Annotated in this window: 26 protein-coding genes (1 of these 26 running past the window's edge); 14 read left to right on the top strand and 12 right to left on the bottom strand. The window is 70.0% G+C overall.

Translation table 11 applies throughout. The features are described 5' to 3' along the window. Window positions 1-170: 170 nt before the first annotated feature. Window positions 171-476, bottom strand: a complete 306-nt coding sequence (locus V5F59_RS22970) for a hypothetical protein (RefSeq protein WP_393982744.1) — start codon at window positions 474-476, stop codon at window positions 171-173. Window positions 477-651: 175 nt separating this feature from the next. Beyond that, window positions 652-1218 carry an arylesterase gene (locus tag V5F59_RS22965; protein ID WP_393982743.1) on the bottom strand — a complete coding sequence of 189 codons (567 nt, stop codon included), beginning with the start codon at window positions 1216-1218 and terminating at the stop codon, window positions 652-654. Between the two features lie 187 nt (window positions 1219-1405). On the opposite strand from V5F59_RS22965, the gene V5F59_RS22960 reads away from it, so the two are divergent. The 10 genes from V5F59_RS22960 (at window position 1406) to V5F59_RS22915 (ending at window position 11265) form a co-directional block, all read left to right on the top strand. Beyond that, window positions 1406-2131: an ABC transporter ATP-binding protein gene (locus V5F59_RS22960; protein WP_393982742.1), complete on the top strand. Its 726-nt coding sequence runs from the start codon at window positions 1406-1408 to the stop codon at window positions 2129-2131. Beyond that, window positions 2131-4686: an ABC transporter permease gene (locus V5F59_RS22955; RefSeq protein ID WP_393982741.1), complete on the top strand. Its 2556-nt coding sequence runs from the start codon at window positions 2131-2133 to the stop codon at window positions 4684-4686. The genes V5F59_RS22960 and V5F59_RS22955 overlap by 1 nt, the downstream gene beginning before the upstream one ends. A gap of 181 nt (window positions 4687-4867) precedes the next feature. Beyond that, on the top strand, window positions 4868-5350 hold the full coding sequence (locus V5F59_RS22950) for a Spy/CpxP family protein refolding chaperone (RefSeq protein ID WP_393982740.1): 483 nt from the start codon (window positions 4868-4870) through the stop codon (window positions 5348-5350). Window positions 5351-5381: 31 nt separating this feature from the next. Next, entirely contained in the window at window positions 5382-5654 is a 273-nt protein-coding gene (locus V5F59_RS22945) for a GCG_CRPN prefix-to-repeats domain-containing protein (RefSeq protein WP_393982739.1), read from the top strand. A 198-nt stretch (window positions 5655-5852) separates the two neighbouring features. Beyond that, window positions 5853-7190, top strand: a complete 1338-nt coding sequence (locus V5F59_RS22940) for a DUF3422 family protein (protein WP_393982738.1) — start codon at window positions 5853-5855, stop codon at window positions 7188-7190. Between the two features lie 76 nt (window positions 7191-7266). Further along, complete coding sequence (locus tag V5F59_RS22935; protein ID WP_393982737.1) at window positions 7267-8097, top strand: alpha/beta hydrolase; 831 nt, start codon at window positions 7267-7269, stop codon at window positions 8095-8097. Window positions 8098-8193: 96 nt separating this feature from the next. After that, window positions 8194-8835 (top strand): MBL fold metallo-hydrolase, encoded by a 642-nt coding sequence (locus V5F59_RS22930; protein WP_393982736.1) that lies wholly within the window; start codon window positions 8194-8196, stop codon window positions 8833-8835. 37 nt (window positions 8836-8872) lie between these two features. Beyond that, window positions 8873-9577, top strand: coding sequence for a DUF1045 domain-containing protein (locus V5F59_RS22925; protein ID WP_393982735.1), 705 nt, complete (start codon window positions 8873-8875; stop codon window positions 9575-9577). 3 nt (window positions 9578-9580) lie between these two features. Beyond that, window positions 9581-10195 carry an LbetaH domain-containing protein gene (locus V5F59_RS22920; protein WP_393982734.1) on the top strand — a complete coding sequence of 205 codons (615 nt, stop codon included), beginning with the start codon at window positions 9581-9583 and terminating at the stop codon, window positions 10193-10195. 53 nt (window positions 10196-10248) lie between these two features. Further along, window positions 10249-11265 (top strand): KpsF/GutQ family sugar-phosphate isomerase, encoded by a 1017-nt coding sequence (locus V5F59_RS22915; RefSeq protein WP_393982733.1) that lies wholly within the window; start codon window positions 10249-10251, stop codon window positions 11263-11265. Between the two features lie 3 nt (window positions 11266-11268). On the opposite strand, the gene V5F59_RS22910 is transcribed toward V5F59_RS22915, so the two are convergent. The 7 genes from V5F59_RS22910 to V5F59_RS22880 form a co-directional block, all read right to left on the bottom strand. Further along, window positions 11269-12051 (bottom strand): N-acetylmuramoyl-L-alanine amidase, encoded by a 783-nt coding sequence (locus tag V5F59_RS22910; protein ID WP_393982732.1) that lies wholly within the window; start codon window positions 12049-12051, stop codon window positions 11269-11271. After that, complete coding sequence (locus V5F59_RS22905; RefSeq protein ID WP_393982731.1) at window positions 12048-12755, bottom strand: TerB family tellurite resistance protein; 708 nt, start codon at window positions 12753-12755, stop codon at window positions 12048-12050. Before V5F59_RS22905 ends, V5F59_RS22910 begins: the two co-directional genes overlap by 4 nt. A 60-nt stretch (window positions 12756-12815) precedes the next feature. Continuing rightward, on the bottom strand, window positions 12816-13658 hold the full coding sequence (locus V5F59_RS22900; protein WP_393982730.1) for a GNAT family N-acetyltransferase: 843 nt from the start codon (window positions 13656-13658) through the stop codon (window positions 12816-12818). Beyond that, on the bottom strand, window positions 13658-13831 hold the full coding sequence (locus tag V5F59_RS22895) for a hypothetical protein (RefSeq protein WP_393982729.1): 174 nt from the start codon (window positions 13829-13831) through the stop codon (window positions 13658-13660). Before V5F59_RS22895 ends, V5F59_RS22900 begins: the two co-directional genes overlap by 1 nt. Before the next feature lie 78 nt (window positions 13832-13909). Then, window positions 13910-14629, bottom strand: a complete 720-nt coding sequence (locus V5F59_RS22890; RefSeq protein WP_393982728.1) for a pyrimidine 5'-nucleotidase — start codon at window positions 14627-14629, stop codon at window positions 13910-13912. 56 nt (window positions 14630-14685) lie between these two features. Further along, window positions 14686-15075, bottom strand: coding sequence for a lysozyme inhibitor LprI family protein (locus V5F59_RS22885; RefSeq protein ID WP_393982727.1), 390 nt, complete (start codon window positions 15073-15075; stop codon window positions 14686-14688). 37 nt (window positions 15076-15112) lie between these two features. Then, complete coding sequence (locus V5F59_RS22880; protein WP_393982726.1) at window positions 15113-15919, bottom strand: MOSC domain-containing protein; 807 nt, start codon at window positions 15917-15919, stop codon at window positions 15113-15115. 359 nt (window positions 15920-16278) lie between these two features. On the opposite strand from V5F59_RS22880, the gene clpB reads away from it, so the two are divergent. The 4 genes from clpB to V5F59_RS22860 all read left to right on the top strand — a co-directional run bounded on the left by clpB (window position 16279) and on the right by V5F59_RS22860 (window position 20629). Then, window positions 16279-18918 carry an ATP-dependent chaperone ClpB gene (clpB, locus tag V5F59_RS22875; RefSeq protein WP_393982725.1) on the top strand — a complete coding sequence of 880 codons (2640 nt, stop codon included), beginning with the start codon at window positions 16279-16281 and terminating at the stop codon, window positions 18916-18918. A 214-nt stretch (window positions 18919-19132) separates the two neighbouring features. Then, window positions 19133-19345 (top strand): ParD-like family protein, encoded by a 213-nt coding sequence (locus tag V5F59_RS22870; RefSeq protein WP_393982724.1) that lies wholly within the window; start codon window positions 19133-19135, stop codon window positions 19343-19345. Further along, on the top strand, window positions 19342-20106 hold the full coding sequence (gene map, locus V5F59_RS22865) for a type I methionyl aminopeptidase (RefSeq protein ID WP_393982723.1): 765 nt from the start codon (window positions 19342-19344) through the stop codon (window positions 20104-20106). The genes V5F59_RS22870 and map overlap by 4 nt, the downstream gene beginning before the upstream one ends. A gap of 103 nt (window positions 20107-20209) precedes the next feature. Continuing rightward, window positions 20210-20629, top strand: coding sequence for a DUF2267 domain-containing protein (locus tag V5F59_RS22860; protein WP_393982722.1), 420 nt, complete (start codon window positions 20210-20212; stop codon window positions 20627-20629). 94 nt (window positions 20630-20723) lie between these two features. On the opposite strand, the gene V5F59_RS22855 is transcribed toward V5F59_RS22860, so the two are convergent. From V5F59_RS22855 to V5F59_RS22845, 3 genes are all read right to left on the bottom strand, one after another. After that, the gene (locus tag V5F59_RS22855; protein WP_393982721.1) at window positions 20724-21644 is read right to left on the bottom strand and encodes a hypothetical protein; all 921 of its coding nucleotides are present in this window, start codon (window positions 21642-21644) and stop codon (window positions 20724-20726) included. An 88-nt stretch (window positions 21645-21732) separates the two neighbouring features. Continuing rightward, complete coding sequence (locus V5F59_RS22850) at window positions 21733-22647, bottom strand: hypothetical protein (RefSeq protein WP_393982720.1); 915 nt, start codon at window positions 22645-22647, stop codon at window positions 21733-21735. A 229-nt stretch (window positions 22648-22876) separates the two neighbouring features. After that, on the bottom strand, window positions 22877-24684 hold the 3' portion of the coding sequence (locus V5F59_RS22845) for a M23 family metallopeptidase (protein ID WP_393982719.1). 214 nt of this gene lie beyond the right edge of the window; only the last 1808 of its 2022 coding nucleotides appear in the window; the start codon falls outside the window, past its right edge — the gene reads right to left on this strand; the stop codon is at window positions 22877-22879.

The following is a 24684-nucleotide window of genomic DNA, read 5'->3' as shown; positions in this document are numbered from 1 at the left end:
CGGCTTAACCGTGTTTCACATGAAACGGCCGTCCCGGAGCCTCCGGGACGGCCGTTTTCATTTCGGGAGCGGGGCCTTGCGGGGCGGCGAAACCCGGGATGAGCGCGCGCGTCCCGCCCCGGTCACCTCGTCGGCCCCTCCCGCGCCGGCATGCGGCGCTGGCGCAAGGCTCAGTCGTGATGGTCCTGCAGGCCGTCGTGGACTTCGAACACCACATTGCCCTGCCGCCAGGCGAAGGGGGCGGCGGGGTTCTGGACGGCGATCTCGCTCTGGGGAATGAGCTTGTCGCAGAGCATCACCAGGATGTCCTCGATGGGGGCGCTGGTGTCGTTCTCTTCGGTCATGCGGTCGATGGAGATTTCCGCCCCCTCCACGCCGTCTTCCTCAATATGGACGATGAAGATCTCTTCGTGACCATGAATGCCGTGGGCGGTGACGCGGAACGTCTCTCCCTGATACTCGAATTCCCGAACCATTGTTCATTCTCGCAGTTGTCTGATGAAAGCCGATACGCAACGCAACGATGTGGGGCGCGCCCCGTGAAAAGCGGCGGAATCTAGATTCGTGGCTATGGATTGGTCAAGTGCCAATGCGGCCGTCAGGAATTGCATAAAAAAGCATCAAAAGACACCTGCCGCTCATTGAGGCGGTCTATCGCGTCTTAGATTCCGTGACCCCAGCCACCAGTTCCTCGGCTTTCGGCAGGATGCCGGAGACGATGCGCTTCACCCCGTCCGGCGTGGGATGGAGCCCGTCCGGCTGGTTCAGTTTCGGGTCGCCGGCGATGCCTTCGAGGAAGAAGGGGTAGAGCAGCACGCCCTCGGCGGCGGCCAGCTCCGGATAGATGGCATCGAACGTCTCGCGATAGGGCCTGCCGAGGTTCGGTGCCGCCTTCATGCCGGCCAGCAGCACGAGGATGCCGCGCCCCTTCAGCCGCTGGACGATCTCGGTAAGGGCCTTGCGCGTGGTCGAAGGGTCGAGGCCGCGCAGCATGTCGTTGGCGCCCAGCTCGACGATCACCGCGTCGGTGCCGTCGGGGATGGACCAGTCGAGCCGGGCGAGGCCCTGCGGCGCCGTCTCGCCGGAAACGCCGGCGTTCTCCACCTTCACGTCGAGGCCTTTCGCCTTCAGCGCGGCCTCGAGCTGGGCGGGGAAGGCGGCGGGGCGCGGCACGCCATAGCCGGCGGTGAGGCTGTCGCCGAAAGCGACGATGCGCACCGTGCGCGCCTCGGCCCCTGACGCGAACGTGAACAGCGCGACTGCCGCAAGCAGCCCCGCCAGCGCCTTAAATGCCGTCTCCCATGGGCGGTGCGGCCGCCGCCGCGGCGGGCGGTTCGCGTCGGCCGGGAGACGGACTTTTCTCCGCTTCACGAAGACAGCGCTTTTGGGCACGGTACTTTCAGGCATGGATCATCTTTCCTCTGCGCAGCACGCCATCGCACTTTCGCACGTGGACCTCTCCCTCGGCACCGGGGCGGCGCGGGTGCATGTCCTGAAGGACATCTCCGTCGACATCAGGGCGGGGGACACGGTGGGCCTCGTGGGGCCCTCCGGCTCGGGCAAGTCCACGCTGCTGATGGTGATGGCCGGGCTGGAGCGGGTGGACAAGGGCCGGGTGGAGGTGGCCGGCAGCGATCTCACCCGCCTGTCGGAGGATGCCCTCGCCCGTTTCCGGGGGCGGCAGATCGGCATCGTCTTCCAGTCCTTCCACCTCATCCCTACCATGACAGCGCTGGAAAACGTGGCGGTGCCGCTGGAACTGGCCGGCCACCGGGACCCCTTCGGCCGCGCCGCGCGGGAGCTGGAGGCGGTGGGCCTCGCCGGCCGCGCGAACCATTATCCCGCCCAGCTCTCCGGCGGCGAGCAGCAGCGCGTGGCGGTGGCCCGCGCCTTGGCGCCCGAGCCGCCCATCCTGGTGGCCGACGAGCCCACCGGAAACCTCGACGAGGCCACGGGCCGGCAGATCATGGATCTGCTCTTTGCCGCCCATCGGGCGCGGGGCACCACGCTGGTGCTGGTGACCCACGATGCGGCGCTGGCGCGCCGTTGCGGGCGGGTGCTGCGGCTGCGCTCCGGCATCATCGAGCAGGATGGCGCGGGGCATGCGCTGCTGGCGACGGAGCCGGCCTGATGCCGGCTTTCCGCGCGGCCCGCGCCGCCGCCCCGCTTCCCGTCCGTCTCGCCCTGCGTGAATTGCGCGGGGCGAAGCGCGGCTTCGGCGTGTTCCTCGCCTGCCTCGTGCTCGGCGTCATGGCCATCGCCGGCATCGGCTCCTTCGCCGGGGCGCTGACCAAGGGGCTGGAGCGGGAGGGCCGGGCCATCCTCGGCGGCGACGCCGCCTTCACCCTGGTCCAGCGGGAGGCGACGGCGGACGAGCAGGCCCTCCTCGCCGCCGGCGGCCGGGTGGCGACGGTGGCCTTCCTGCGCGTCATGGCCCGCACCGAGGGGGGCGATGCCGCCCTCGCCGAGGTGAAGGCGGTGGACGGCCTTTATCCCCTGGCCGGCGCGGCCGGTCTCGCCCCGCCCCTGCCGCTCGCCGACGTGCTGGCCGCGCGGGACGGCCTGTATGGCGCGGCGGCGGACCCGGTGCTGCTCGGCCGCCTGAACCTGAAGGTGGGTGACCGCCTGCTTTTGGGCGACGCCACCCTCCAGATCCGCGCCGAGCTGACCGGCGAGCCCGACCGGCTCGCCACCGGCGTGGGCCTCGGCGCGCGGCTCCTCATCTCGCAGGCGGCGCTGCCGGCGACGGGGCTCATCCAGCCCGGCAGCCTGGTGCGCCGGAGCTATCGCGTGGCGCTCGACGATCCCTCCCCCCGCGCGCTCGGCGTCTTCATGGACCGGGTGAAGCCGCGCCTCGGCGAGGCGGGATTCGAGATGCGCACCCGCGATGGCGCGACCCCGCAGCTGGCGCGCAACGTCACGCGCATCAGCCAGTTCCTCACCCTGGTGGCGCTCACCGCGCTGCTGGTGGGGGGCGTCGGCGTCGCCAATGCGGTCACGAGCCACCTGGCCGCCAAGCGCGAGACCATCGCCACCTTGAAGGCGGTGGGCGCCACGCGGCGCGACATCTTCCTGCTCTACGGAGCGGAGATCGGCCTCATCGCCCTGTCGGGCATCGCCATCGGCCTCCTGCTGGGGGCGGCGCTGCCGTTCGTGGCGGCGGCCGCCATCGGCGCGCTCATTCCCTTTCCGCTGGACCCGGTCCTCGATCCCCTCGCCCTCGCCGGCGCGGCCGCCTACGGCCTGCTGGTGGCGGCGCTGTTCACCCTGCTGCCGCTGGCCCGGGCCCAGGAGACGCGGGTGTCCGACCTCTTCCGCGACAGTCTCGGCGCGGGGCGGACACGGGTGAAGGCGGGAACGCTGCTCCTCGCCGGCGGCTTCGGCGCGGCGCTGGCGGGGCTCGCCCTCCTCACCTCGGACGACAAGCGGGCCGCCGCCATCTTCCTCGCGGCGGCGGTGGCGGTGTTCGTGCTTCTGCGGGGTGTCGCGGCGGGGCTGATGGCGCTCGCCCGCCGCGCCCCGCGCCCGCGGGACGCCATGGTTCGGCTGGCGCTGGGCAATTTGCACCGGCCCGGCGCGCTCACCGCCTCGGTGGTGCTGTCGCTGGGGCTCGGCCTGTCGCTGATGGTGGGCATCGCCCTCATCGACGCGAGCCTGCGGCGCGAGCTCACCGGCCCGATGCGCGAGAGCGCGCCGAGCTTCTTCTTCGTGGACGTGCCCTCCAGCGAGGAAGAGGGCTTCCGCGCCTTCCTCGACCAGGCGGCGCCGGGCACCATCGTGAAGTCCGTGCCCATGCTGCGCGGGCGCATCACGGCGCTGAACGGCGTGCCGGCGGAGGAGGTGAAGCCGCGGGCCGATGCCGCCTGGGTGCTGCAGAGCGACCGCGGCATCTCCACCGCCACCGAGGTGCCGGACGGCTCCCGCGTGGTCCAGGGCGAATGGTGGCCGGCCGACACCACGGAGCGCCTCGTCTCCTTCGATGCGGAGCTGGCCGCCGGCCTCGGCCTGAAGCTCGGCGACACGGTGACGGTGAGCGTGCTCGGCCGCTCCATCACCGCCCGCATCGCCAATCTGCGCGAGGTGAAATGGGAGCGGCTCGGCATCAATTTCGTGATGCTGTTCACTCCCGCCACCTTCGCCGGCGCGCCCTACACCGTGCTGTCCACCCTCACCTTCCCGGACGGCGGCGACACGGCGCGGGAGATCGCGCTGCTGAAGGCCACGGCGGCGCGCTTCCCGGCGGTCACCACCGTCCGCGTGAAGGAGACGCTGGAGGACGCGCGGCGCATGCTGGACAACCTCTCCCTGGGCATCCGCGCGGCCAGCCTCGTCACCCTCATCACCTCTGTTCTGGTGCTGGCCGGGGCGCTCGCGGCGGGGCGGGAGGGGCGCATCTATGATGCCGTGATCCTGAAGACGCTGGGGGCGACCCGGGGGCGGCTCGCCTTCGCCTATGGCCTCGAATATGCCGTGCTCGGCCTTGCCACTGCGCTCTTCTCCGTGGCCGCCGGGGCGCTGGCCGCCTGGGCGGTGGTGACGCTGGTGATGGAGATTCCCTTCACCTTCTCCCCGCTCGCCGCGGTGGGGGCCGTCGCGGGGGCCCTCGTCATCACCGTCGGGATCGGCCTCGTCGGCACCCTGCGCGCCCTCGGCGCGCCGCCGGCACAGGTGCTGCGTCACCTTTAAGCATATTTCCAAGTTCACATACTCTTCTTGACGATGGGGCTTCGTGTACTGGTAACTAAGTGCGGCTTTGCTGCTCGGCTGCCGCGGATCGGCGAAGCGCCGACCTCGCGCCCTTAAGGGGCGAGTCCCGCCAATGCGCTGCCGGTGTCCACCGGACAGCAAGATGGGAGATGTCCGTCCAATGCGCTCTTTCCGTCGTCTCGCCCTCGCCTGCGTGCTGGGTGCGTCCTTCGCCTGCGGGGCCGCCGTGGCCCAGCCGGCGAACCCGCCCGCCGATCCGCCCTACACGGCGGAGGATGCCGCCGCGATCCTCGACGCGCGCCTCGCCGCCCTGAAGACCGCCCTGAAGCTGACGGCCGACCAGGAGAAGCTGTGGCCGCCGGTGGAGGCCGCCATCCGGGACGCGGTGAAGGGTGCCGCCGCCCGCCGCGACAAGCGCGAGGCTGCTCCCCCGCCCGCCACCGTGCTCGACATCCTCGGCCACGTGGCGGATTCCGAGATCGCCCGCGGCGAAGCCCTGCGCAAGTTCGTGGATGCGGCCAAGCCCCTCGTCGCCGCGTTGACGCCCGCGCAGAAGAACCGCATCCCCGCCTTCCTCGGCGTGCGGCCCTCCGAAACCCTGCCATCGAGCGCCGAGCTGTGGATCTTCGAGGAAGAGGAATGATCGGCCGCCGGCCGTCTTCGGGAGGAACACCATGCGCAAATTGCTGATTCTGGGTGTGGCCGCGGCCGCCTTCGGGCTCGCGGACATGGGCACGGCGTCCGCCGGCCTCCCGCTGCCGACTACCGGCCGGCAGGTGGCGTCCGACGTGGCGCCGGTGGAGCAGGTGCGGCAGGGCTGCGGCATCGGCTGGCGCCGCAACGCCTGGGGCGGCTGCCGCCGCCAGTGGGCGCCCGCCGGGCCGTGGGGCGCCAACGCCTGCTGGTACCGTCCGGGTCCCTTCGGACCGGTGCGCGTCTGCCGCTGACGGCGGCATTTCCGAGCATGAGACGCCGGCCGGGCCTGGGCCCGGCCGGCGCGCGTTGGGGGCTTTCGACCTCCGGCCGGCGCCTCGTGCGACGAATGAGGCCAGCCCGCGCGCCTTGACCCCCGCGGCACCGGCGTGCCAGCACCTTGCAAAAGGCAAAACGGGAGGGCGCGCACATGGATGACAGGGATCAGGACCATGGGTGAGGCGGATCTCGTCATCGGCGAGGGCCGCCTCGTGGAGGCCCATCCGCTGCGCGCCGCCGTGCTGCGCGAGCTGCACGCGCGTCCCTTCTCCCCCGCCCATGCGCCCCGGCGCATGCTGCACGCGGCTTATGTGCTCGATGCCGCCGGGGTGCAGAGGGACCGGGCCGCCCTCATCGCTTTGTGCAATGCCCGGGGCCTGCCCGCTCCCGCGGCCGGGGCGAAATATCACCACGTGGCCTTCGGCGGCGCGGAGCTGCGCTGGGAGAGCCACGCCGAATTCTGCACCTATACCTGGGACCTGCCGTCCCCCGGCATCCCGCCGGGTGGCCTGCCGTTCCAGCCGCCGGCGGCGACCCTGGCGAGCCCCTTCGGTGAGCTGCCGCAGCCGGGCCCGCTGCTGGTGGCGGTGGACCTCCACCTCGTGCCGGACAGCGCCGAGGACTTCTTCCTCGACCAGGTGTTCGAGCGCGCGAGCCTCGCCCGCGCCGACGTGAACGACGGCTTCGCGGAGATCGCCTCCGACTTCAAGGCCGACCCCTCCGGCTATGTGCGCATCCTGGTGCGCGACCGCGGCCTGGGGCCGGATGCGGCCGGCGCGCTGGTGCAGCGGGTGCTGGAGATCGAGACCTACCGCACCCTCGCCCTTCTCGGCCTGCCGGAGGCGCAGCGCCTCGCCCCGGCGGTGGCGCGCATCGAGCAGCGGCTTGCCACCGCGGCCACCGAGATGACCGCCACCAAGGGCCTGTCCGACAACAACCGCCTGCTCGACGAGCTGGTGGCGCTGGCCGCGGAGCTGGAGGCGGGGGCCACCGCCTCCCTGTTCCGCTTCGGCGCCAGCCGGGCCTATATGGAGATTGTGCGGCTGCGCCTCGCCACCATCCGGGAGGTGGCGGTGCCCGGCTTCCCCACCTGGCAGCAGTTCCTCGACCGCCGCATGGCCCCCGCCATGCGCACCTGCTTCACGGTGGAGGAGCGGCAGGAGAAGATCGCCCAGAAGCTCGCCAACGCCGCCGACCTCCTGCGCACGCGGGTGGACGTGGAGCTGGAGCAGCAGAACCGGGACCTGCTCACCTCCATGAACGAGCGCACCCGCCTGCAGCTGAGGTTGCAGCGGACGGTGGAAGGCCTGTCGGTCGCGGCGATTTCCTATTATGTGGTGAGCCTTGTCCACCATCTCGCGGCCGGTCTCCACGAGAGCGGCGTGGACGCGGCGATGCTGGGCATTCACCTCGACGTGGGCCTGGTGACCGCGCTGGCGGTGCCGCTGTCGATCCTTGGGGTGTGGTCGGTGGTGCGGCGCATCCGCAGCGCGCACGGCGACCACGATTGAGGGGAATCCGTTCGGCGCCGGTCGAAGGCCGGTGCCGGTGGCATGAGCACCGGCGCGGCGCCGGTGGGAGGGCGGAATGGACTACGAGGTCGAATACAACAACCGGGCGCGCGTGCCGGACCATCCCGCCATCTTCGAGCGCTGGGCCCATTCCTCCGCCGCCTTCCGCGGGCAGGCGGTGGCCGCCGATCTCGGCGTGCCCTACGGGGCGAGCCCGCGGCAGGTGCTGGACATCATCTGGCCTTCCACCGACCGGCAGGCGCCCATCGCCCTCTTCATCCACGGCGGCTACTGGCAGTCCCTGCATCCGCGCGACTTCACCTTCGCCGCTGCCGGCGTGCTCTCGCATGGGGTGGCGCTGGCGCTCGCCGGCTACGACCTCGCCCCCCACGCGCCCCTCGGCACCATCCTGGCGCAGACGCGGGCGGCCGCCATCACCCTCTACCGGCTGCTCGGCCGGCGCATGGCGGTCTGCGGCCATTCGGCCGGCGGGCACCTGGCCGCCGCGCTCACCGCCACCTCCTGGCGGGCATTCGACGTGGACACGCCTGACGACCTCATTCCCTCCGGCATCGGCATCTCCGGCGTCTACGAGGTGGAGCCCATCGTCTCCACGTCCATCAACAAGGCCCTGCGCCTCGACGTGGAGGAGGCCCGCCGCCTCTCTCCGGCCCTGTGGACCCTGCCGCCCGGGCGCACCTTCGAGGCCTTCGTGGGCGCGGCGGAGAGCGCCGAATTCCTGCGCCAGGGCCGCGACGTGGCGGCCGGATGGGCCGCCCAGGGCGCGGTGACCGCCCATCACGAGGTGCCGGGGGCCAATCATTTCACGGTGGTGGACACCTTGTCCGATCCCTCCTCCCACATGGTGCGCCGCCTGGTGGAGATGGCCCGCGCCGCGGCGGAGTGAGCCTGCGCGCCAAGCCTGCCTGCCCCGCCGCGCCGGCGGGGAGAGTTTCTTCCGGAGCCGGGCCGAACCCGCCCCGCCAGCCTCGCCGGAGTCGAGATGCAGCCGATCCAGATCGCCATCGTCCCCGTCACGCCGTTCCAGCAGAACTGTTCCATCGTCTGGTGCACCAGGACCATGAAGGGGGCGGTGATCGATCCCGGCGGCGACCTCGACAAGATCCGCGCCGCCCTCGCCGAGACCGGGGTGAGCGTGGAGAAGATCCTGCTCACCCACGGCCATGTGGATCACGCGGCCGGCGCCGCCGAGCTGGCCGAGAGCCTCGGGGTGAAGGTGGAGGGCCCCGGAGCCGCCGACCAGTTCCTCATGGACGGCATCCCGGCCATGGCGGAGAAATACGGCATCGCCGGCGCCCGCGCCGTGACGCCGGACCGCTATCTCAACGAGGGCGACGCGCTGACCGTCGGCGACCTCGCCTTCGACATCCTGCACGTGCCCGGCCACACTCCGGGCCATCTCGTATTCGTCTACCGGCCGCTTGGCATCGCCATCGTCGGCGATACCCTGTTCCAGGGCTCGGTGGGGCGCACCGACTTCCCCTATGGCGACCACGACCAGCTCATCTCCGGCATCGTGGAGAAGCTGCTGCCGCTGGGGGACAACGTGGTCTGCCTGCCCGGTCACGGTCCTGTCACGAGCATCGGCGACGAGAAGGCCCGCAATCCGTTCCTGCCTCGTTGACCTGCCTCGTTGACGCCGCGCCTGGAGGCGCTTTCCCGTGACCGCCAGCCGGCGCTACGCCCTCTATCTTGCTCCGCCCGCCGACAGCGCCTTGTGGCGCTTCGGCTCCTCGGTGCTCGCCCATGACGCCGAGACCGGGGCGCAGCCGACGCCGCCAGTCCTCGCCGGCTTCGATGCCGAGACCTGGCACGCCATGACCGAGGAGCCGCGCCGCTACGGCTTCCACGGCACGCTGAAGGCGCCCTTCCGCCTGGCCGACGGCTTCACCGAGCATGCGCTGGAAGATGCCGTCACCGATTTCGCGCGGGAGCATCACCCCTTCGATCTGCCGCCGCTGGTGCTGCGGGCCATCGGCACCTTCATCGCGCTGGTGCCGCCCTTCCCGGTGCCCAAGCTGGAGCACCTTGCCCGCTGCGCCGTGGAAGAGCTCGACCTCTTGCGTGCGCCCCTCTCCGTGCAGGAGATCGCGCGCCGCCGGCCGGAGCGGCTCTCGGCCCGCCAGCGTGGCTATCTGGATACCTATGGCTATCCTTATGTGCTGGACGAGTTCCGCTTCCACATGACCCTCACGGGTCCTTTGCCCGATGGGGAGCGCGACCACGCCCTCAACGCGCTGGCCGGTGCCTATGCGGCGAGCGGTGCGGACGTGCCGGTGCCGGTGCCGGACGTGGGACTCTATGTGCAGGAGCCGGCGGGCGGGCGCTTTCGGCTGGCGCGGCGCTTTGAGCTCGGGGGAAAGTGATCCATGAAGGTGCTTGGCGAACAGCCCTTGATCGATCCCACCGCGCAGGTGAAGGCCTCCACCCTCGGCCGCTATACCGAGGTGGGGCCCCGCACCAAGCTGCTCGAAGTGGAGATGGGTGACTATTCCTATGTGGTGAACGATGCCGACATCGCCTATGCGCAGATCGGCAAGTTCTGCTCCATCGCGGCCATGACGCGGCTCAATCCGGGCAACCACCCCACCTGGCGGGCCTCGCAGGCGCATTTCACCTACCGCGCCTCGGCCTATTTCCCGGGGGAGGCGGACGAGGTGGAATTCTTCGGGTGGCGGCGCGAGCAGAAGCTCACGCTTGGTCATGACGTGTGGATCGGCCATGGCGCGGTGGTGCTCGCCGGCCGCAGCGTCGGCACCGGGGCGGTGGTGGCGGCGGGTGCCGTGGTGTCCAAGGACGTGCCGGCCTACGCCATCGTTGCCGGCGTGCCGGCGCGCCTCGTGAAATGGCGCTTCCCGGAGGAGATCGCCCTGCGCCTCCAGCGCCTCGCCTGGTGGGACTGGAGCCACGAGAAGCTGCGCGCCGCCTTGCCGGATTTCCGCGCCCTCCCCATCGAGGCGTTCCTGGAAAAGCATGGCGGCTGAAGGCGCGCCTGCCGGCGCTCCCCTTCGCCGCCGATCGGTGCTATCCAGTTTCCATGATGCGTTCTCCGGCGAACAAAGCCGCGGCCGACGACGGTCCGCACGTCCACACCGCCTCGGTGGTTTCCGCCCTTGCGACCCTTGAGGCGGAGAAGGCCGGCCTGCAGGCCCTCGCCGAGGCCATGGCCGGGCCACTCGGCTCGGCCTTCGACGTGGCCGTGGCCACCATCCAGAATTCCCATGGGCGGGTGATCGTCACCGGCATGGGCAAGAGCGGGCACGTGGCGCGCAAGATCGCCGCGACGCTGGCCTCCACCGGCACCCCCGCCCATTACGTCCACCCCGCCGAGGCGAGCCACGGCGACCTGGGCATGATCACCACGGACGACGTGATCGTCGCCCTCTCCTGGTCGGGCGAGACGGTGGAGCTGCGCGACCTCGTGGAGTATTCGCGGCGCTTCGACGTGCCGCTGATCGCCTTCACCTCCAATGCGGAGAGCGCGCTCGCCTCCTCGGCGAGCGTGGTGCTCACCCTGCCGGTGTCGCAGGAGGCGTGCCCCCACGGCCTCGCCCCCACCACCTCCACGGTGATGCAGCTGGCGCTGGGCGACGCGCTGGCGGTGGCCCTGCTGCAGAGCCGCGGCTTCACCGCGCTGGATTTCCGCCAGCTCCATCCGGGCGGGAAGCTCGGCGCCAGCCTGAAGTTCGTGCGCGACGTGATGCGCTCCGGCGATCAGGTGCCGGTGGTGAAGGCGGGCACCCTCATGGGCGGCGCGCTGGTGGAGATGAGCGCCAAGGGCCTCGGCTGCGTGGGCGTGGTGGACGAGGCCGGCGGCCTCGTCGGCATCGTCACCGACGGCGACCTGCGCCGCCACATGGCCAATGACCTCACCGCCCGCAGCGTGGACGAGATCATGACCCGCGGCGCGCGCACCGTGCGGCCGGACCAGCTCGCCTCCGAGGCGCTGAACGTGCTCAACAGCCGCAAGATCACCGCCCTCATGGTGGTGGACGGCCGGGCGCCGGTGGGCGTGCTGCACATCCACGATCTGCTGCTGACCGGCATCATCTGAGCGTCATCCCGCCGCCGGCGCGTCTGCCGGCCGTGTGGCGATCAGCTCCCGCAGGGTGAGGATGGTGGAGGCGTCCGCCACGCCGTCCACCCTGGAGGGGCGGAAATGGCGCTGGAAGGCGGCCACCACGTCCTGCGTCGCCGCGTCATAGACGTCGTCGAGGGCGATGCCGTAGCCGTAGAGGGCGAGCATGCCCTTGAGCGCGGCCACCGGCTGCCCCTGGTCCCCCAGCATGAAGAAGCGCCCGCCCGCGGCCTTCGATTCCGGCACCAGGTGGCCGATGCCCGCGTCATGGAGCGCGGCCCAGGGAAAGGCCTCGCCCGGATCGCGCTTGCGGCCCGGCGCCACGTCCGAATGGGCGAGCACCCGGTCGGCGCGGATGGCGTGGCGGGCTATGATGTCGGCCGACAGGCGGATGACCGCGGCGACCTGCGCGGCGGGAAAGGGCGGCAGGCCGAAATCGTGGCCGCCATTGACGATCTCGATGCCGATGGAGCGGGAATTGGTGTCGGAGATGCCCTCCCAGGAGGAGAGCCCGGCATGCCAGGCGCGTGCCGCCTCGGCCACCATCTGCACCACCGATCCGTCCTCGCGCACCACATAGTGGCAGGAAGCTTCAGCCGCCGGCGTGCGCAGGAGGTCGATGGCCGCGCCTGCGCTGGCCATGCCGGTGTAATGCAGGACCAGCATGTCCACGGCAGAGCGACGCGCCCCGAAATTGGGGGAAGGGACGATCTCGTCCACCAGCGCGCTGTCGGGGATGGAGAGGGGACCTGCGTCGGTCACGGCAGCGCCCTTTCCCGGGTGATGCGGTCATAGGCGGCGTTCAGGGCTGCCACCCGGTCGTTGGCGAGCCTGAGGGCGGCGGGCGGCAGGCCCCGGGCGGCGATCCGGTCGGGATGGTGGCTCGCCACCAAGGCGCGCCAGCGGGCCTTCACCTCGGCGTCGCTGGCGCCGGGGCCGAGGTCGAGCACGGCATAGGGATCGTCCGGCCGGCGCACATGCCGCGCCTCGATGCGGGCATAGGCGGCGCCGGAGAAGCCGAGGATGCGGCTGACCTCCGCGAGGAAGGCCAGCTCTTTCTCGTGCACAGCGTGGTCGGCCTTCGCCACGTGGAACAGGGCGTCGAGCAGGTCCTCGCGGGTGTCCTCGTCGTCGGCGAACATCTCGGCCACCTGCCGGGCATAGGCCTCGAAGCCGGCGGTGTCCTGCTTGGCGAGGTTGAAGAGACGGGCGACGGCGTCGAGATCCTCGGGCGGGATGTCGAACACCTCGCGGAAGGCCTCCACCTCCGCCGGCACCACCACGCCGTCGGCCTTCGCCATCTTGGCGGAGAGGGCGATGAGCGCCACCGAGAAGGCGGCGGGCTTCGGGGCCGGGGCGAGCAGCAGGCGGTCGAGGGCATGCCCCGCGAGCGCGCCCAGCAGCGCCCCGAGCGGGCCCCCCAGGACGAGCCCCACGCCCGCCCCGCCGATCAGTCCGTATGCCACCTGTGCCTCCGTTGCCGTGGCGCTTCAGGTAGCGGCGGGGTGCGGCGGAGGCAAGGCGGATCAGCCCAGCTCGAAGGTGGTGATGCCGAAGATGTCCTGCAGCGGCAGGTCCGGCGCCGGCCCGCGATACATGCGCGCCGTCTCGAACACGGGGGCGAGCCCGGCCGCGTCCGCCAGCGCGCGGGCGGCGGCATTGGGCTCGGGCACGTCGAGGAAGACCGGGCCACCCTGGGCCTCGGCGGCGAGCGCTCCGAACAGGGCTTCGGCCGATCGGGCGTCGGTCGCGAACAGGGGGCCGATCTTGTGCCCCTCCCGGCAGCGGCGCACCACGCCATAGCCTTTCACGAGGTCGTCTTCCGCCAGCATCAGCGCCCGCCCGTGGGGCGGGTCAAGCCAGGCGGTGAGGAAGTCCGGGCGAGCGAAGCCGAAGCAGCGCCGGTCCAGCGCCGCGACCTGAGGATAGTGCGCGGGCGTGATGCGGGTGGCGCGCGCATCGGGCGGGGTCGCCGGTGCCGGCCCGCCATAGCGGATGTTGCGGTGGGCGAGCACGAAGCCGGAGCGGGCGTAATTTTCCTGCTGCGCCAGAACCCCGTCGAGGCCCACCGTTCCTGCCAGCCCGGCGAAGGTCTCCTGCCACAAGGCGTAGCCCAGACCCCGCCCTCGCAGGTCCGGCCGGCAGATGTAGAAGCCGACGAAAGCGAAGCCCCCGGCGTAGGTGGTGGCGGAGAGGGTCGCGGCGAGCTCATCGTCCAGGAACAGGCCCCGGAAGGCGCCGGCATCCTGGGCGAGGAAGGCGCGCGCATCCGCAAGGCCCGGGTTCCAGCCCTCGCGGGCGGCCCATTCCACTGCGATGTCCACCTCGGCCGGGGTGAGGGGGCGGATGCGGGGGGTGCCGGCGGCCATCACAGGATGTCCACCACGCGGCCCGCGGAATCCACCGCCCGCACCCGGCAGCCGGGATTGGCCCGCGCCGCCGACTGCATGCCGATGGCGATGTTGGGCGAAAGGTTCTGCACCACCATCACCGTGGTCCAGTTGCCGGTCCTGCTCTGGTACTGGATGCTCACCTGATCCATCGCAGCCTCCCCAATCCGCCGGCCGCGTTCCGCGCCGGGGCGCCCCGTCGTATCCGGAGGTGGATCCGCTCGCCCGTCCTATGTCATGCCGGCGCCGGGCGCGGGCGCGTCGTGCGCAACCGTCTCCAGGAAGCCGGCGAGGTCTTCCGTGATGTGGTCCACATAGGCGTCCTCGCGGCCCTCGAACTCCCAGCTCTCGCGGGCGGCGATCACCTCTCCGTGCGGCACCACCAGCACGGTGATCATGCCGAGGCGGTGGGGCACTTCCAGATTGCGGGCGAGGTCCTCGAACATGGCGGCCCGCACCGGGTCCACGCCATGCGCGCGGAGAAAGCGCTGGTAGGCCTCTTCGGTGGGCTTGGGGTGGAACTCGGCGGCGACGATGTCGTGCACGGCGGCGAAGTGCGCATCTATGCCCAGCTTTTCCAGCACGTTGCGGGCGTGGCGCTCGGAGCCGTTGGTATAGACCAGCTTCTGCCCTGGCAGCGCCTCGATGGCCGCGGCGAGGCGGGGGGACGCGTCGAGCCCTGTCAGATCCACGTCATGCACATGGGCGAGGAAGGCATCCGGCTCCACCCCGTGCTCGATCATGAGCCCGCGCAGCGAGGTGCCATAGCGGCGGTAATAGTCCTTCTGGATGCGGAAGGCCTCTTCCGGCGCGATGCCGAGCAGGTCGGAGATGTAGCCCTTCATCCGGGCGTCGATCTGCGTCCAGAGGTCGTGGTGGGCGGGGTAGAGGGTGTTGTCGAGGTCGAACACCCAGGTGTCCACCGCCTCGAAATGGCTCAGGGGGCTCATGAATCGCCAGATCTGAAGGCGGGCTGCGCAGCCCGCCGGGATCGCCGCAGCATGCCTCAGAAGGGGCCGCGGGAATAGATGTTGTTCAAGGCGTCCTCGAGCTGGCCGATGCGCGTGTCATAGGCCTTCGCCAGGCAGGCGCGGTCAGTCTTGCACTCGGCACGATGCCTCAGCCAGACCTGCTGCTCATATTGCACCACGCCCCGCTGGCCCATGCCGATGAGCTTGGTGAGCACGCCGTAGAGCGTCGCCATCTTCACGTCCTGCTGGGCCAGCGTGCAGTCCTTGCAGATGGTGGCCTCGTCCTCGCCCGCCGCTTCCAGGCAGCCGAAGCTCGCGGCATGGGCCGGCAGGGCGGCGCCCGCTGCGGGAACCGACAGGGCGAGGGCGAGGGCGAGGAAGAGGGCACGCAAGCGGACGGCGGGGGTGTGGGGCGGACGGTTCATCGCAGGCGCTCTCCAGGGGAATCCCGTCCGAGATGATTCACGCGGATGCGACAGCAATTTGATCGCCGACGCGCACGCGGCCCGATCGCGTCACCTTGGCGTAAATGCCGCAGTCCGCATGCCCGTAGGACACCATCAAGCCCTTGACCACGTTGAGGTCTCGGGCAGCGGTCTCAGGGTTCACGTTCACCGCCGCGCAGCGTTCCGTGCGCTTGAGGATGGCGATCTCCGCCTCCCCCACGGTGAGACGCGCCCCCGCAAGCTCCAGCTCCGCACCGGCAGGCCAGCCGGAGAGGTGCAGGTTCATGCGGAAGCGCCGGGGGTCGAGTTCGGCGCCCATGCGGGCGGAGAGGTCGCGCACGCTGTCGAGATTGAGCAAGGAGAGGAAGCCGGAGCGGAGGGAATCGGTGAAGCGGAAGCCTTCCGGCGCGGTGAGCAGCTTCAAGGGACCACGCGCCGCCTCGCCCATGAAGAAGGTGAGGAAGCCCTCGACCTCGGCGCGGCCCTCGGCGGTGGAGAGGTTCGCGCGCAGCACCTCGTGGCCCTCCAGCTCCAGCGTGAGCGTGGTGGTGGTCCCGTCGTAGCGCGAGGAGAGGCCGGCGAGGCGGGCGTCTCGCATGAGCATGAGGAAGGCGGTCTTCGGCCGGTAGGCGGGGGCGGCGGGATCAAAGCCGCTCGACCCGTTCTCCACCGCATAGATGCGATCGTCCGGGAAAAAGGCGCCCGCCGTCAGCTCCACCGCGTCGAGGGGTTCGGGGGAAAGGCCCTTCACCGGGTGGCGGTAGAGAGCGGCGACCTCGGCGGGGGGCAGGGCGGATCCGGGGGCGGGGGCAGGGCCAGGCATGGGGCTCCTCGGTTCGGGTGTCCCACGCGTCCCACCGGACGGCGGCGGGGTCAAGGCAGGGGGATCCGGCAGGCGCCGGGACGCGTGCTGGATCAATGCGCGGGCGCGGCCGCCGGTGCAGGCTGCGAGCTGCTTCCAGCGGGAAGGCCGGGCGAGGCGACAGGGGATCGTTTGGGGGGCTTGAGGGCACACGCAAAATCCGCGCCGCCCCTCTTCCCTCCCTGCCAAGCCGTTCCCACATGAGCCGAGGCGCAGGCTTGTCCAGCTTGCGTGGCGGTAGCCGGGGATGCCGGGACCGTGTCCCACCGTGCCCCCTACGCTTCGTGAAGAAGGTACCGGGCGCGAGAAGGAGGAGAGGCATGAATTTCGAAATCTATACCGAGCGTGCACGTGGCTTCGTCCAGTCCGCCCAGTCGTTGGCGGTGCGGGAGGGGAACCAGCAGTTCACCCCGGAGCACCTTCTCAAGGTGCTGATGGACGATCCCGAAGGTCTTTGCTCCGGTCTCATCCAGCGTGCGGGCGGAAATCCCACGCTGGTGCGAGCCGAAGTGGAAGCTGCCCTGAAGAAGCTGCCAAAGGTCCAGGGCGGTTCGGGGCAGGTTTATCTCAGCCAGCAACTGGCGAAGGTGTTTGAGACCGCCGAGCAGGCGGCGAAGAAGGCCGGTGACGGCTATGTCACGGTCGAGCGGATGCTGCTTGCCCTGACCATCGAGAAGGACACCGACGCCGGCAAGCTGCTGGCCAAGGCCGGCGTGACGCCGCAGACCCTGAACGCGGCCATCGAGGCCCTGCGCAAGGGCCGCACCGCGGACACCGCCACCGCCGAGAACGCCTACGACGCCCTGAAGAAATATGCCCGCGACCTGACCCAGGCCGTGCGGGACGGCAAGCTCGATCCGGTCATCGGCCGCGACGAGGAGATCCGCCGCACCATCCAGGTGCTGGCGCGCCGCACCAAGAACAATCCCGTGCTGATCGGCGAGCCCGGCGTCGGCAAGACCGCCATCGTGGAGGGCCTCGCCCGCCGCATCGTCGATGGCGACGTGCCCGAGAGCCTGAAGAACAAGAGCCTGCTCGCCCTCGACATGGGTTCCCTGATCGCCGGCGCGAAGTATCGCGGCGAGTTCGAGGAGCGCCTGAAGAGCGTGCTTTCGGAAGTCGAGAGCGCGGAAGGCGGCATCATCCTGTTCATCGACGAGATGCATACCCTGGTCGGCGCCGGCAAGACCGACGGCGCCATGGACGCCTCCAACCTGCTGAAGCCCGCCCTTGCCCGCGGCGAGCTGCACTGCGTCGGCGCGACCACGCTCGACGAGTATCGCAAGCACGTGGAGAAGGATGCGGCGCTGGCCCGCCGCTTCCAGCCCGTCTTCGTCTCCGAGCCCACGGTGGAGGATACCGTCTCCATCCTGCGCGGCCTGAAGGAGAAGTACGAGCTGCACCACGGCGTGCGCATCACCGACTCGGCCCTCGTCTCGGCGGCGGTGCTGTCCAACCGCTACATCACCGACCGTTTCCTGCCGGACAAGGCCATCGACCTCGTGGACGAGGCCGCCTCGCGCCTGCGCATGCAGGTGGATTCCAAGCCCGAGGAGCTGGACAGCCTCGACCGCGAGATCATGCGCCGCAAGATCGAGCAGGAGGCCCTCAAGAAGGAGACCGACACCGCCTCCAAGGACCGCCTCGCGCGTTCCGAGAAGGAATTGGCCGACCTTGAGGAGCGGGCGTCCGTCCTCACCTCCAAGTGGAAGTCCGAGAAGGAGAAGCTGGGCGAGGCGACCACCGTCAAGGCCAAGCTCGACCAGGCACGGGCGGACCTCGCCACCGCGCAGCGGCAGGGCGAGTACCAGAAGGCCGGCGAGCTCACCTATTCGGTGATCCCGGAGCTGGAGAAGAAGCTTGCCGAGATCGAGAAGGCCGGCGCCAACGGCGGCATGGTGGAAGAGGCGGTGACGCCCGGCCACATCGCCGGCGTGGTCTCCCGCTGGACCGGCGTGCCGGTGGACAAGATGCTTGAGGGCGAGCGCGAGAAGCTGCTGCGCATGGAGCTGGAGCTGGCAAAGCGCGTGGTCGGCCAGGCGGAGGCGGTGGCCGCCGTGTCCACCGCCGTGCGCCGCGCCCGCGCCGGCCTTCAGGACCCGAACCGGCCCATCGGCTCGTTCCTGTTCCTGGGCCCCACCGGCGTCGGCAAGACCGAGCTGACCAAGGCGCTCGCCGAATTCCTGTTCGACGACGAGACGGCCATGGTGCGCATCGACATGTCGGAATACATGGAGAAGCATTCCGTGAGCCGCCTCATCGGCGCCCCTCCCGGCTACGTGGGCTATGACGAGGGCGGCGCGCTCACCGAGGCGGTCCGCCGCCGGCCCTATCAGGTGGTGCTGTTCGACGAGGTGGAGAAGGCGCATCCGGACGTGTTCAACGTCCTCCTGCAGGTGCTCGACGACGGGCGGCTGACGGACGGGCAGGGCCGCACGGTGGACTTCCGCAACGTGCTCATCGTCATGACCTCCAACCTCGGCGCCGAGTTCCTGGCCGACCCCCGCCAGCCCATGGGCTTCAAGGTGCCGGGCCACGAGGGCGACCAGGTGGTGTCGGACGAGGAGGCCTACGACATGGTGATGGGCGCGGTGCGGCGTCACTTCCGCCCCGAGTTCATCAACCGGATCGACGAGATCGTCATGTTCCACCGCCTGAAGCGGGAGCAGATGGACACCATCGTCGATATCCAGATGGGCCGGCTGCGCAAGCTGCTGGAGGATCGCAAGATCACCATCGAGCTCTCCCCCGAGGCGCGGCACTTCCTCGCCGAAAAGGGCTACGACCCCGCCTATGGCGCGCGCCCCCTGAAGCGCACCATCCAGAAGCTGGTGCAGGACCCCCTGGCCGAGAAGATCCTCGGCGGCGAGATCCTGGACGGCGCCAAGGTGAAGGTGGGCCTGGAGGGCGGGCACCTGACTTTCGCCAGCGAGGCGGCGAAGGTGGACCAGGCGGCGTGAGACGAGGGCCGGGGCGGAAGCTTCGGTGAGAAGAATGGCCCCCGGCGTGATGCGCCGGGGGCTTTTTGTTTTGGTGGGATTTTGGGTCCGGAGTTATGCCCTGTGCGCGACCCCGAGCGGACGTTCAGCACAACGCGGCCGCCGGCGGACCGCTTGTCGCGCCTCAAGTTCGCGTATATGAGGCGTATATGAATCGTATATTCGAGGGCTCGCAGTGGGAATCGTAAATATCGAGGACGAGCTGCACGAGCAGCTGCGCCGGGCGAGCAAGGTGTCCTATCGGTCGATCAATGCCCAGGCGGCGTTCTGGATCAGGATCGGCATGCTCTGCGAGCTGAACCCGGGCCTCACTTTCCAGGAGCTGGTGGCGCGTGAGTTGAAGGATGCGGGCGTCGACGCCCCTGTTTCCGAGGCTGTGGCTCCATGACGAAGACGCCGGCCGAGGTTGAGCTCCTGGCGGAGTCGGGCCGTCTGCTCGCGTTGGTGTTCGCGCACCTGGATGGGCGGCCCCTCGCCGGATTGACCACCCTGCAGGTCAACGACCTCGTCGAGGCGTTCATCGTCGGTCAGCTCGAAGCCCGGCCCGCCAGCAAGGGCCAGTACGGCTACGGTTTTGCGCTGAACAGCTCGAGGAACAACGTCGTCTGCCACGGCGTGCCGTCGAGGGATGACGTCTTGCAGGACGGCGATATCGTCAATTTCGACATCACGCTCGAGAAGGGGGGCTATATCGCGGATTCCAGCAAGACATTCCTCATCGGGAATGTGGCGCCCACTGCCAAGCGGCTCGTTCGCACCACCTATGAGGCCCTGTGGAAGGGCATCCGCGCGGTGCGTCCAGGCGCCAGGCTCGGCGACATCGGCTCCGCCATCGAGCGGCATGCAAAGCAGAACGGTTATTCGGTCGTGCGGGAATACTGCGGTCATGGCATCGGGCGCGAGATGCACGAGGCGCCACAAGTGCTTCATTTCGGACAGCCGGGAACTGGCCTTACTTTGCGGGAGGGCATGGTCTTCACGATCGAGCCCATGCTGAACCAGGGGCGTAGGACGGTCCGAACAGAGGACGACGGATGGACCGTCGTCACCGCGGACGGGAAGCTTTCCGCACAGTTCGAACACACGGTCGCGGTCACCCGTGACGGCGTCCGCGTGTTAACGTTGCGTCCGGACGAAGCACGGCCCTAGACGTCCGCAATACGACCCCGAACGGACTTTCATGGGCTGGAACTCGAAAGCCCTCTTTGGGCCATCCCCTACCGTGCCTCTCCGCCCCCAACCCCCGGCCCCCATGCCCATCCCCCTGGACCTCCAGCACGCCACCGAGGATTTCGAGCGCTTCCTGGCCGATGCGCGGGACGCGGCGGGGCTGGGCACGCGCAATCAGGCCTACACCATGGCGGAGGGGGTGCTGCTTGTGTTCCGGCGGCGGTTGTCGGTGGCGGAGGCGATCCGCTTTGCCGGGGTGCTGCCGCCGGTGCTGCGGGCGATCTTCGTGGCGGATTGGGATCCGGCGGAGCCGCGGCGGGCGTTCGCGGATCGCGCGGCGCTGACGGTCGAGGTGCAGGACCTGCGCCGGCACCACAATTTCGCGCCGGATACCGCCATCGCCGATGTGGCGGGGGCCCTGCGGCGGAACATGGATGAGGCAAGGCTCGACCGCGTCCTCGCCACTTTGCCCGAGGGTGCGGCCGCCTTCTGGGCGGTGTGACGGGCGCCGCAGGCAGAAGGCGTTGGGGATTGAACCCGCCTGCCGGGGACAGCGCGGCGCCCGGCAAGCCCGCGCGGGGACCCCGGCGGATCGATCAGTTGCCGCGGGCGGTGGCGAGCAGGGCCTCGGCGCCCTTGACGGCGGCGGCGAGGAAAGGCTGGCCCTGGGCCTCCCTGGCGAAGCACGCGCGATAGGCGACCCAGGCGTCCCCCTCGGCCTTGTTCGCCTCCTCCCAGCGCGGATCATCCTCCTTCTTCGTCTTCTGCGCGGCGGTGCGCAGCGCTTCGGCCCTGGCGGTCGTTGCCTTCCAGACCTTGTCGCAGACGGGGAGGGACTTGATGCCGAGCTTCACCGTGGTGGTGCCCACCGCGACCCGCCCGTTGGCCACGCGGGTGATCACCACGGCATCGGGCAGCGTGTTTCCGGCCACGTCCTGGCTGAACAGGCCGAGGGCGGCCAGCGCGGTCTCGCCCTCGGGGGCGGTCAGCGGCAGCTCCATGTAGCGGGAGAAGGCGGCCTCGGCGCCGATGGCGAGGGTGTAGAAATCCTCCGTCGCCGCTGCCGCCGCGATCCCCTGGCCGAGGGCCGGGGCGGCGTGCTGCTCCTTGGCGCGCCCGGCCAGCCAGTTGGCGAACACCGGCTCCGGCGACACCAGCAGGCGGGTGGCGAAGTCCTTGTCGGCGAACAGCAGGCCGTCCGGCCCGCCGGACTCGATATTGCCGTCGAGCAGGGTTCCGGGGGAGAAAGCGGCGGTGAGCCCCTTGAAGCGGAGCGGGCCGAGCAGCGCGCTCATCTTCTGCTCCAGCGTCTTGCGGGCGGCGGCGTCGCGCTTTTCCAGATCCTCGGGGGTGGCGCCGGCCTTTTCCGCATCGGCCAGCGCCGCCATGGCCTTGTCCCGCGCCGCGATATAGTCGTCCGCCGGCGCCGCCCCGGCGAGGGCGGCCGGTGCCAGGGCCATCCCCACGGCGAGCAGAAGGGCGCATCCGCTCGAGCGGCGTCGGTCAGGGCGGCTCATGTCAGGTCTCCGGGATCGTTGGCGCGGGGGAGCCTCGGCCGGCAATGGCAAAAGGTATCGCCGTCCTCGGCAGCGGAGGCCAGGGCGCTCACTTGCCCCGCGCGGTGGCGAGGAAGGCCTCGGCCTGCTTCACCGCGGCGGCGAAGAAGGGCTGGTTCGGCGCTTCCTTGGCGAAGCAGGCCCGGTAGGCGTCCGAGCCATCGCCCTCGGTCTTGGAGATCTCGTCCCAGCGCGGGTCGTTCTCCCTGTTCTCCTTCTCCACGGCGCTGCGCAGGGCATCCGCCTTGGCGGTGTAGGGCTTCCAGATGGCGTCGCAGGCGGCGATGGGCTTGATGTCCAGCTTGGCCTGGGTGGTGCCGACCATGGCCCTGCCATCGGCGATGCGGACGATGGCGAGATCGCCGGGCGCAGCATTGCCCGGGACGTCATCCGAATAGAGGCCGAGCATGGCGAAGGCGGTCTCGCCCGGCACCGCGGCCACGGGAAGCGCCACATAAGGCGTGTAGCCGCCACCGTCGAAGGAGAGGGCGTTGTTGTAGAAATAGTCGGTGGTGACCGCCGGCTTCAGCCCGCCGGCGAAGCCCACCGGGGCTTCCTTGTCCTTGGCGCGGGCGGCGAGCCAACCCTGGAACACGCCTTCCGGGGTGACGATGATGCGGCTCGTGAAATCCTTGTTGGCGAAGGAGAGGCCGTCGAGCTGGGCGACCGGCTCCGTCTCGCTGTAGGAAAGCACCTGCAGGGTATAGGTGGGCGTGCCGAGGCCCTTGAACTTCAGCGGGCCGAGAACGGCGGCCATGCGCTTGCCGAGGTCCTTCAGGGCGGCTTCCTCGCGCTTGGCGACGGCTTCATCGGAACTCTTGCCGGCCTTGGCGGCGGCAAGCGATGCGGCGACGGCCTTGTCGCGGGCGGCGACATAGTCCTCCTCCGGCCCCGCCATGGCGGCGAGGGGAAGCGTGGCCGCCAACAAGACGGCGCAGGCGAGGCGTTGGGCGATCCGGTTCATTCTGGGCGCTCGTGAAGCTTGGCCTTGACCCAAGGCGAGACCGGCATTCTTGCCACAACTTCACGAACAGGACATAGGGGCCGCGCCCAAGACTTCCCGCGGCTCCCGGACGGGTTGCCGCGTGCGGTATTCCGGTGGCGTGCGGCTGATGCCGCCGTTGCGGCTCCCTGCCGGTGCCGAGGAGGGCCCCCCGGCGCCGGCTTGAACCAACGGGCGATGCCCGCTGGCCTCAGTTGCTGGCGGCCTTGGTCTTGCCGCCGGAGGAGCCGGAGCTGCTGGCCACCTTGGGCGGCACCGGGGCATGGTTCAGCAAGGCATCGATGCGCTCGCGCTCCCGCTTGAAGTCGGCGAGGAACCGGCCGTCCAGCGCCCGGCCGCGCGGCAGCTTGATGCGCATGGGATCGACGAAGTTGCCGTTGATCTTCACCTCGTAATGGAGGTGCGGCCCGGTGGAGAGGCCGGTGGTGCCGATATAGCCGATGAGCTGGCCCTGGCGCACCGTCACGCCCTCGCGGATGCCGCGGGCGAAGCCCGACTGGTGCGAATAGGTGCTGACATAGCCGTTGGCGTGCTGGATCTCGGTATGCTTGCCGTACCCCGATTTCCAGTTGGCATAGATGATGGTGCCGTTGCCGGCGGCATAGATGGGCGTGCCGATGGAGTCCGCCCAGTCCACGCCCGTGTGCAGCTTGGAATAGCCGAGGATCGGATGGCGTCGATAGCCGAAGGGCGAGCGCATGATGCCGCCCGCGAGCGGCTTTCTGACCAGGAACTTCTTCGCGCTCTTCCCGTCATCGTCATAATAATCGATGACGCCGTCGTCGGAGGTCTGGAAGCGGTAGTAGCGGCGGGTCTCCCGGTTCACCGTGAGGGCGGCGTAGAGCACCTCGTTGGACGCGCCGGCATCGTCCGAGAACAGAACCTCGAAATTATCGCCGGAGCGCACGCGGCGCTGGAAGTCCACGTCGAACGAATAGACACGGATGATATCGGCGATGACGGCGCGCGGCACGTCGTTGCGCAGGGCGGTCTCGTAGATGCTCTCGTAGAGCCGGATGCCGGGCCCGCTGTCGTCGTCGGATTCCTCCGATACGCCGGCGACCTCCGGCTCGGATGGCTCCTGCGCGGCGACGAACTCGTCGCGGTCGGTGAGGGCCACGGTGGCCTCGTGCCCCAGGTCGCTGAAGAGCGAGACCTTGTAGGGACGCACCTTCTTGTTCTCTTCCTGCAGCAGCATGCGGATGCGCTGGCCGTCCTTGACGCTGCCGTCGCGGCCGCGGCCGAAGGCTGCGGCCACCGCTCGCGCATCTTCCTTCGATACGCCGTTGTCGAGCAGGATGGAGGAGATGGTGTCACCCTTCTTCACCACCACGGTGGCGTCGCTCCACTCGTTGCCGCCGAGGGTTTCATCGGAGGTCTTCGGCACGAAGCTGATGTTGTCGGGCTGGGCGGCATGCGGCACGCCGGAAAGGATCGGCTGGGGCAGGCCCGCCCCGAGGGGCGCCGATGCGTTGGCATAGGACAGCATCTGCCCGCCGGGCGCGATGGGCGCGGTACCGGCCATCGCCGGCTGGGGCGTTGGATTGCCCGGCTGCACGCGGGAGAGCTCAGCCACCTCGCGCACCTTGATCAGCACGCTTTCCATGGGGCTGGAGGCGCCGAACCGGGCGCTCTGAGAAAGTCCACCCAGGTCGCGCATCACCACGGTGACCTCGCCGGTGGGCTCGGCCTGGGGCGTGGCCTCTTCCTTGTTCACCGAATCGCTGACGAGCTGCGCCGGGTTGAAGCGCGGGACGTTGGCCGAGACCGAGGTGGTGCTCATGGCCAGGTTGGCGGACACCCGCGTGAACGGGCGAACCTTGATGATCTCGCGATCGCCCACCTTGGTGGCCGTGGAGACGCGGAAGGTCTGGCGGGCGGACGGCGCGTCGCCGAGCAGCGACATGCGATCGCCCTTGCGCGCCGAGTTCACCGGCCGCTCGCCCAGGGCAAGGGCGCCGCGGATGACGTTGCGGACCTTTTCGGGCATGAGCGCGA

The organism is Xanthobacter nonsaccharivorans (assembly GCF_043194755.2).
Classification (GTDB): domain Bacteria; phylum Pseudomonadota; class Alphaproteobacteria; order Rhizobiales; family Xanthobacteraceae; genus Xanthobacter; species Xanthobacter autotrophicus_G.
Note: the sequence above shows the minus strand (reverse complement) of the source record. Positions and strands in the feature narration are given on the sequence as shown.